Annotated in this window: 10 protein-coding genes and 1 pseudogene; 6 read left to right on the forward strand and 5 right to left on the reverse strand. The window is 71.1% G+C overall.

The features are described from left to right. Window positions 1–72 precede the first annotated feature (72 nt). The 3 genes from ACNFOC_RS25055 (at window position 73) to ACNFOC_RS25065 (ending at window position 2,821) form a co-directional block, all read left to right on the forward strand. Entirely contained in the window at window positions 73–744 is a 672-nt protein-coding gene (locus ACNFOC_RS25055) for a CBS domain-containing protein (protein ID WP_416961346.1), read from the forward strand. A gap of 115 nt (window positions 745–859) precedes the next feature. Next, window positions 860–1,282: an Hsp20/alpha crystallin family protein gene (locus tag ACNFOC_RS25060; RefSeq protein ID WP_416961336.1), complete on the forward strand. Its 423-nt coding sequence runs from the start codon at window positions 860–862 to the stop codon at window positions 1,280–1,282. 99 nt (window positions 1,283–1,381) lie between these two features. Next, window positions 1,382–2,821: an MBL fold metallo-hydrolase RNA specificity domain-containing protein gene (locus ACNFOC_RS25065; RefSeq protein ID WP_416961337.1), complete on the forward strand. Its 1,440-nt coding sequence runs from the start codon at window positions 1,382–1,384 to the stop codon at window positions 2,819–2,821. Window positions 2,822–3,129: 308 nt separating this feature from the next. Here ACNFOC_RS25065 and ACNFOC_RS25070 read toward each other — a convergent pair whose 3' ends face one another. From ACNFOC_RS25070 to ACNFOC_RS25080, 3 genes are all read right to left on the reverse strand, one after another. Next, entirely contained in the window at window positions 3,130–3,642 is a 513-nt protein-coding gene (locus ACNFOC_RS25070; RefSeq protein ID WP_416961338.1) for a universal stress protein, read from the reverse strand. A gap of 139 nt (window positions 3,643–3,781) precedes the next feature. Beyond that, on the reverse strand, window positions 3,782–4,435 hold the full coding sequence (locus ACNFOC_RS25075) for a DUF4389 domain-containing protein (RefSeq protein WP_416961339.1): 654 nt from the start codon (window positions 4,433–4,435) through the stop codon (window positions 3,782–3,784). A 30-nt stretch (window positions 4,436–4,465) separates the two neighbouring features. Further along, entirely contained in the window at window positions 4,466–4,690 is a 225-nt protein-coding gene (locus ACNFOC_RS25080; RefSeq protein WP_416961340.1) for a hypothetical protein, read from the reverse strand. A 233-nt stretch (window positions 4,691–4,923) separates the two neighbouring features. Here ACNFOC_RS25080 and ACNFOC_RS25085 point away from each other — a divergent pair, with 233 nt between their 5' ends. The 3 genes and pseudogenes from ACNFOC_RS25085 (at window position 4,924) to ACNFOC_RS25095 (ending at window position 6,809) form a co-directional block, all read left to right on the forward strand. After that, on the forward strand, window positions 4,924–5,808 hold the full coding sequence (locus tag ACNFOC_RS25085; protein WP_416961341.1) for a universal stress protein: 885 nt from the start codon (window positions 4,924–4,926) through the stop codon (window positions 5,806–5,808). 76 nt (window positions 5,809–5,884) lie between these two features. After that, window positions 5,885–6,614, forward strand: a pseudogene (locus tag ACNFOC_RS25090) (glycoside hydrolase family 65 protein); the annotation flags it as partial. A gap of 57 nt (window positions 6,615–6,671) precedes the next feature. Continuing rightward, on the forward strand, window positions 6,672–6,809 hold the full coding sequence (locus ACNFOC_RS25095; RefSeq protein WP_416961347.1) for a hypothetical protein: 138 nt from the start codon (window positions 6,672–6,674) through the stop codon (window positions 6,807–6,809). Window positions 6,810–7,134: 325 nt separating this feature from the next. Here ACNFOC_RS25095 and ACNFOC_RS25100 read toward each other — a convergent pair whose 3' ends face one another. Further along, window positions 7,135–7,650, reverse strand: a complete 516-nt coding sequence (locus ACNFOC_RS25100) for a DUF2231 domain-containing protein (RefSeq protein WP_416961342.1) — start codon at window positions 7,648–7,650, stop codon at window positions 7,135–7,137. Window positions 7,651–7,779: 129 nt separating this feature from the next. Further along, complete coding sequence (locus ACNFOC_RS25105; RefSeq protein ID WP_416961348.1) at window positions 7,780–8,061, reverse strand: hypothetical protein; 282 nt, start codon at window positions 8,059–8,061, stop codon at window positions 7,780–7,782. Window positions 8,062–8,256 lie beyond the last annotated feature (195 nt).

Below are 8,256 nucleotides of genomic sequence, written 5' to 3' on the forward strand. Positions count from 1 at the left end.
CCGTTCGGCCCATGCGTCGGGTACTGCCGTCACCGAGGCTGAAGGTGTCCCGTGACAACACCGGAGGACGCCATGGACAGCACCCCGCACATCGTCAGCGATGTCATGACCCGCACCGTGGTCGCCCTCGGGCGCGGGGCCGGGTTCAAGGACATCGTCAAGACCATGCAGCAGTGGAAGGTCAGCGCCCTTCCCGTCCTGGACGACGAGGAGCGGGTGATCGGCGTGGTTTCCGAGGCCGACCTGTTGCCCAAGGAGGCGTTCCACGACGGCGACCCGGACCGGTACTCAGAACTGCGCCGACTGTCCGACCTGGTGAAGGCCGGGGCCGACACCGCAGCCGACCTGATGACCGCGCCGGCTCTCACCGTCCACGCCGACGCCACCCTCGCCCGGGCCGCGCGCACCATGGCGCAGACCCGGACCAAGCGGCTCCCCGTGGTCGACGACCAGGGCCTGCTGAAGGGCATCGTCAGCCGCTCCGACCTGCTGAAGGTGTTCCTGCGGGAGGACAAGGACATCGCGGACGAGATCCGCCGCGAGGTCGTCGCCCACCTGTTCCCGGAGCAGGCCGAAACGATCCGGGTGGAGGTGCGCGACGGCGTCGCCACGCTCACCGGCCGCATCCCCGATACCGCCCTCGTGCCCGTCGCCACCCGTCTGGTGCGCGCGGTGGAGGGCGTGGTGGACGTGGACTGCGCGCTCCTCGGACCGACCCGCCGTCCGGACCTCGAACCCCTGTGAACACGGCGGGCGATCGGCTGCCAGGGCCGACCGGGTCGACCACGGGCCCGGTTGGCCCACGCGGGCGCCGCCCGCGCGCGGGACGCTTGAAGCGGAGAAGAAAGGGAGGGAGACCATGAGCGGCATGATCGAGCGGCTGCCTGGCTGGCCGGCACTTCCCGACCTGTTCGGCTGGGTCGAGACCGGGTTCCCGGGGACGCATGCTGTCGCGGGGCTGCACCACATCCGGATCGAGGAGCAGCTGACGGACGGGACGTACGTGGTGCGGGCCGAGCTTCCGGGCATCGACCCCGCCAAGGACGTCGAGATCACGGTCACGGAAGGCGTTCTGACCCTGCGGGCCGAGCGCAGTGAGGAGACCACGGAGAAGCACCGCACGGAATTCCGCTACGGCACGTTCGCCCGCGTCCTCCGGCTCCCCGCCGGCGCGAAGGGCGACGAGGCCACCGCCGCGTACAAGGACGGTGTCCTGACGATCACGGTCCCGGTGCCCGAGACGAAGGCAGGCACCCGGACCATCCCGGTGCAGCACGGCTGAACGCGCACACGCGCCGTGTCGCACCCCGTGTGCGCGGCCGGGACAGGGCCCCCGGTCGCGCACACGACCGAGCCCCGCTCCTTCGCCGAGGAGGCCGCCATGACCCCGAACGCAGCACCATCGCCGGCACGCCCCGCGCAAGCCCGCACCAGACCCGCATTGCTTACCTTCCTGGGCGGCGTGGGAACGGTCACCGGCAGTAAGTTCCTCGTCGAGAGCGATCACGCGCGCGTCCTCGTGGACTGCGGCCTCTTCCAGGGCCTCGCCGATCTGCGCCGGATGAACTGGCGTCGGCTGCCCTGCGACGCCACCGACATCGAGGCGGTCGTCGTCACCCACGCCCATCTCGACCACTGCGGATACCTGCCCAGACTGGTGCGGCACGGCTTCCACGGCCGCATCGTGACGACCGAGTACAGCGCACGCCTCATCGAGATCGTGCTCCGCGACAGCGCCAAGCTCCAGATCGAGGCCGCCCAGCACGCCAACGACCACGGCTGGTCCAAGCACCGGCCCGCACAGCCCCTGTACGACGACTCGGACGTCGACCGCACCCTCAAGCTCATCGACCCGGTACCGACCGGCGAGACCACCGAACTCGCCCCGCACACCCGCCTCACGCTGCACCCGGCCGGCCACATCCTCGGCTCGGCCTGGGCGCTGTTCACCCTGGAGGACGGGCACACCCTCGCGGTCAGCGGCGACCTCGGCCGCCCCGGACATCCCCTCCTGCGGCCCCCGGAGCCGTTTTCCGGGGCCGACGTCCTCCTCATGGAGTCGACGTACGGCAACCGGCGCCACGAGGAGGACGCCGGACGTGCCCACTTCGCCGATGTCCTGACCCGTACCCTCAGGAGGGGCGGCACGGTCGTCATCCCGGCGTTCGCCATCGACCGCACCGAGGTCGTCCTGCATGAGCTCGCTGAACTCCGCCGACGGGGCGTGCTCCCGGCGGCCGTACCGGTGTACGTCGACAGCCCGATGGCACTGGCCGCGCTGGACGTCTACCGGGACGCCGTCGCCGCCGGGGCTCCTGAGCTGCGGCCCGAGGTCACGGCCGCCGGCACGGACGCGCTGAGCCCTGAACCGTTCCTTGCGGCCCGGACCGTCCAGGAGTCGATCGAGATCGGCGATTCCACCGGACCCGCCGTCATCGTCTCGGCGTCCGGTATGGCCACTGGAGGCCGCGTCCTGCACCACCTGGAGCGTCTGCTGCCCGACCCCCGCAACACCGTCATGGTGGTGGGCTTCGCGGCCAAGGGCACCCGGGCCCGCGACCTCGTCGACGGAGCCAAGGCGATCAAGATGTTCGGCGAGTACGTCCCGGTGCGTGCACAGGTCGCCGACGTACCGCACTTCTCGGCCCACGCGGATGCCGCTCAGATCATCGACTGGCTGCGCGGCGCGCCCGCCCCGCACACCACCTACCTGGTGCATGGCGAGCCCGACGCGGCCGAGGCCCTGCGGGACCGCATCGATCAGACCCTGGGCTGGACGGCCGTCGTGCCGCGCTCGGGGGAGCGGGTTCTCGTCCGCTGACGGGGCACGCCCCCTCACGTGTCAGTACGGGAGGCGCCGCCCGGATGGGGTGCGCAGGTCGAGCGGCGCGGGCCGGCGCGGAATCGAGGGGCGCTTGGTCTCCTGTATGCGCTTCATGACCGCCGCCTCCTGGATTCCCGTGGACTAGGCGCTTCTCACCCGGCGACCGCGTATGCAGTCAGCCTTGTCCGTGACCGCGCGTACGACGATGGGGCCTTGGACCCCGGCCCGTGGGCCACAGCGACCACGCACCAGAGCCGACCGGCCCCACCCCCTCATACCCCGGATGGCGAGCCCCTTACCCCGCGCTAGGAGGCACGACTCCCGGCCAGTGAAGAGGAACTGACAGCTTCCGGCGGCTTCTGGGACCGCTCCGCGACCGGCACGGTCACTACCGGAACCGTCGCGTGCCGCAGGCACTCACGGCCCACCGGGCCGACCGAGGGCCGTCCGAAGTTCCCGTGCGCCTTGCGCCCCAGGGCCAACAGCAGGGCGCCGCGCGCTTGTTGGAGCAGTGCGCGTGCGGGCGGTCCCTCCACCACGATGCGAAGGACGGCATCGCCGGTCCCGGGTCCCAGGGCCTCGCGCACGGTGGCGGCGAGGACCTGGGCGGCCCGTTCGCGCTCCTGGGCGGGCGTCGGGCCGGCGGGCACCGGAGCGTAGGGCGCGTGTCCGTTCGCGGCCGGTTCCCAGGCGTGCACGGCGACCAGGCCCGTGTGCAGGACCGCCGCCTGCTCGGCCGCCCAGCGCAGGGCGGTCATCGATGCCGCGGATCCGTCGACGCCCACCACGATGGCGTTGCCGTCGGTGTGTTCGGTCATGGCAGTCTCCCTGGTCGGTCTCCTGTCATCACAGTGGCCCGGACACGGTGGCCGTGGCGTGGGCCGACGGGGCCGTGTCCGGGCCCAACAGGCCCTTGCCGTCCGGGCCTTGAAGGCCTGGCCCTGACGGGTGCCGTGCTCAGGACGCGGTTCCGGGTTCGTCACCTCCCTGGTCGAGCCGGAAGGGCGGGTACACGTCGGTGAGGAGCGCCGCGTAGGCGACCACGCGCAGCACCCACCGGTTGAGCCCGATCACCAGGTCGAACAGGCCGCGCGGGTAGCGGCCGGTGGCGGCCAGCGAGACCCCGGCGAACACGGCGAGCAGTGCGATGAGGCCGCCCGAGGCCCAGGGCACCTTCAGCCCGCCGAGCAGGAACGCCAGGATCAGATAGTGGGGAACGGCCAGGAGCCACCACTTCACCAGGACGAGACCGCGGGACAGCTGCTCCGGGTACGTCACGTCCCAGTGCGTGGGGTAGTCGGGCACGTCGGCGAGGGAGAAGGGCGGGTAGCGGTCGGTGCCCAGGGCGCCGCACGCGTAGTACGCCACGCGCCAACTCCAGCGGAGCACACCGGCGTTGAAGTCGAACAGCGGGCGCGGGTAGCGGCCGGTGAACAGAATCGAGAAGAAGGCCACCACGCTCGTTCCCACGAACGCCACCCATAGGAAGAACAGGACGACGTAGTGGGGGAGGGCGAGCAGCCACTTCACCAGCCACAGCCAGCGCGACAGGGACGGATCGAGGTCCGCGGTCAACCGGGCGGGGTGGACCGCGGACATCGCTTCATTCATGGCGAACGATCCTTTCGGGGGCTGCTGCGGTCAACTCCGGTAGTCCCGGTGGTCGTCGTGCTTGCCGATGTAGTGCCGTTCCTCGATGACGGCCTCGCGCTCGCCCGGCCGCAGGACGACGCCCCGGGTGCTCATGAACGTGATGAGCCCGATGACTCCCGCCGCCATCAGCAGGAAGCCGACGACGAGCGAGCTGTAGCCGAACACCAGGCAGCCGCCCAGTACGGTCGCGCCGATCAGAATGAGAGGAACCATGACCGTCTCCTTCACTTGGACGCGCGGCGCTCCAGATGCCTCCTCCGCGGGGAGCCAGGCCACCCTTTCTCCGGCGTTACCGTGAGCGTCCCGCTCCGGTGCCCGGCGGCCCAGGGGCTGAGTGGGCAGGTGCCCGGGCCGTGTGGCCCTCGTGCCGTCCGGCGGTGAGTGCGAGGGTGACAGTGGAGCCCTGCGCGGCAGGACGCCGAGTCCGGCGAAAGGCGGTGGGCGCGATGGAGCTGCCCCTGGTCGTGGGTGTCGACGGATCGGCCCCGAGCCTGCGCGCGGTCGACTGGGCCGTCGACGAGGCCGCCCGGCTCGGCCTGTCGCTACGGCTGGTGCAAGCCTTCGTCCCGGAACGCGAGCCAGACGCCTCCGCCCGGACCGGCGGTCCCGAGCCGTCGTCCGAGCGGGTCCCGGCCGAGGACGTCGTCACCGTCGCAGCGGCCCGGGCCCGGCGGCGCGACCCGGACGCGAAGGTCGACACCGAGACCGTCCCCGGGGACGTGCTGCCCGTGCTGCTGGAGGAGAGCCGTCACGCCTCGGCCCTGGTGATCGGTGTGCGCGGCTTCGGTGAGCTGACCGGGCTGCTCCTGGGCGCGGTCGGACCGGCTCTGGCTGCCCGGGCTCATTGCCCGGTGACGGTGGTCCGCGGTGACGAGGCGGGTCTGGCCGGTCGCCACGAACGCGTCCTGCTCGGCGCCGGGGACCCTGACACCAGCGAGGAGGCCGTGCGGTTCGCCTTCCGTGAGGCCGAGGCGCGTGGTTGCACTCTCGACATCGTGCGCGTCTGGAAGCGTCCCGCGCGCAGGACCGCCGATCGCTCCCGGCAGGCGCCGGAATCGGCCCGCCGCCACGAGGCCCATGCCTCCGCCCTGCTGGACACTCTGCTGCGCGACGTGGTGCTCGACCACCCGCGGGTCCGGGTCCGCACCACGACGGTCGAGGGGTCGGCCCGCAGCCAGCTGGTGAAACGGTCGGCCGCCGCCGACCTGGTGATCGTCGGAGCCCGGCGCGGACACGGTCCCCTCGGCCTCCGGCCGGGCCGCATCGCGTACGCGTTGCTGCACCACGCGAAGTGCCCGGTCGCAGTCGTGCCGCTGCCCGGTGGATCCTGATGATGGATCCCTACGGCCTCGGGGCACCTACGCCGTCGTGCGCGTCCCGGCGCACCGCTCGCGTGAGGAGCCCCAAGTGACCGGCTGGACCTGGGAGTACGAGGGATACGCGGCCGGGGACGAGCGGCTCTGGGAGTCGCTGTGCACCCTGGGCAACGGGTACTTCGCCACGCGTGGCGCACTGCCCGAGTGCGCGGCGGACGAGGTGCACTACCCGGGGACGTATGTGGCCGGCTGCTGCAACCGGCTCATCTCCCAGGCGTCAGGCCGCCAAGTCGAGAACGAGGACATGGTCAACGTGCCGAACTGGCTGTCCCTGCGCTTCCGCCTCCACGACGAGCGGTGGCTCACCCCCGACACCGCGACCGTGCTCGACCATCACCAGATCCTGCACCTGGACTCCGGCCTGCTGGAGCGGCGCACCCGCTACGGACTCGGCGAGGGACGGGTCCTGACGGTGCGTCAGCAGCGGCTGGTGCACATGGCCGACCCTCATCTGGCCGCGCTGCGCACCGAGTTCACGGCCGAGGGCTTCGCCGGCGAACTGGAGGTCGAGGCGGCGCTCGACGGAGGTGTCACCAACGCGGGGGTGCCGCGGTACCGGGACCTGGACGGCCGTCACCTGACCCACGTGCACACCGGCACCGACACCTCCGACACCGTGTGGCTGCGTTGCCGTGTGGCTGCGTTGCCGTACCCGCACCTCGGACATCAGGCTCGCCATGGCGGCCCGGCTGACCGCCGACGCGTCCGCCACCATCCGGCACGACGGCCCCCGGGTCACCCAGCGGACGTGCCTCGCCCTGCCGCTGCCGGAGCTGTCCGAGTACGGGTTCGACCTCCGCTACCGGGGCCGCTGGGGAGTGCGGCTGCGACTGACCCGCGGTCGGCTGGAGATCGCCTTACCGTCCTCGGACCGCTCCGCTATCGACGTATGGCTGCCCGACCGGACCGTCCGCGTCCAGCCGGGCGAGTCGTGCCGGCTCGGACTCGCGGACTGACCGTCAATTCGGCACGACAGTTGGACGTGCGACGGCCCCGCACTGGTGAGGTGTCCTCCCTTCGCCCGCCGGGTGGCGTCGCCTCCCGAGCGGTCGGCTCGGACACCAGGCGTGCCGTTTCCATGAGTACCTGCTCCAGGTGGGTGCTGGACAGTCCTTGGTATCGGCCACACGGTCTCGGAGGCGTCGTCGAGTGCTGCTGCGGCGAGGGACTCGCCCTCGGTGTTGATGATCTTCGCTCGCTCCTCCCGTTCGGTCTCGGCCTGGCGGGCCACGGTGCGTTTACGGTGTGGAGGAGCCAGGACCCATGGCCGCCTTCGTCCCGTCAGCCGCCGTTCTGCGTGGCCGTCTTGGAGTAGTTGTCCTGCCATGCAGCCTTCGCGCCCGAGTCGCCGATCCGGTAGACGTCCACTACGGCGCCCACCGCGACAGCGAGTGAAAGGATCACGACCGCACCCCGCAGCAGTATCGAGGGCGACCACGAGGCACCTGCTGTGCTGTCCGGGGCGGGTGTCGAGCGGCGGGCCGTCCACCAGACGACGGCCGAGATCACGAAGAGTCCGAGAGCCCACGGGAGCAGGCCATCGCCGAGTTCGGCGTGCTTGCGTACCAGCGGGTTTGTGCCGACGTGCTGTTCCAGCCACTCTCCCGCGTGGGTGGCCACCGGAACGCTTGCCAGCGTCACGAGCGCGAGGATCGGCAGCATCAGGCCGAGTCGCCGGGCACTCGCGGGCCAGACCGCGCACACCACGAGTGCCAGGGCGCTCAGAGGCACGAGCACGATGACGAAGTGCACGAACAGGACATGTGCGGGCAGTCCGTTCACTACAGTGAGACTCATGAGGGCTTTCTCCAAGGAAGTTGGCCGGGACGTGGTCGTGCGGGGCCTCGGCACCTTTTCACAGGGACTTCTCAGCTTCCTCTGAGTCCCATCGGGCTCATTGACCCCATGGACACCGGGCGGTACGGCTCAGGGAGCGAGTGAGAAGTAGCTTTCCTCTTCCTGGCTGAAGTGCAGGCGGAGGACGGAGTGGAGTCCGTACAGGCAGGCGCGCAGGTCGTCGAGTTGTTCCGGTTTCAGGGCGCCCGTCTCGTCGGCCATGCGGAGGTGGGTGGTGATGCCTGAAGGCACCTGCGGCCTCGCCGAGACGGCAGCTTCGCCGCGCTTGCCCGGGGCGCCGCCGACGTCCGGCCGATCGACCGGCTGCACCACCGCCTCGGACTGTTCCCGGGACGCGGCGCGTGCAGCCATCCCGACGGCGCAGCACGGCTGGCCGCCTCCGTGCTGCGGATCTTCGCCGACGACGTCCGCCGGCACGTACACGCCGGACCGCGACTTCCGGCTGCGAGATCAGCGGTCAGACCGCCGTCTGCCAAAAGACGGTAACAGCAGGCACGGCATACCTGTTCAACAACACCCAGCCCGTACGCTGCACCGCCACAGTGA

Source organism: Streptomyces colwelliae (assembly GCF_048158785.1).
In the GTDB taxonomy this organism is placed as follows: Bacteria; Actinomycetota; Actinomycetes; order Streptomycetales; family Streptomycetaceae; genus Streptomyces.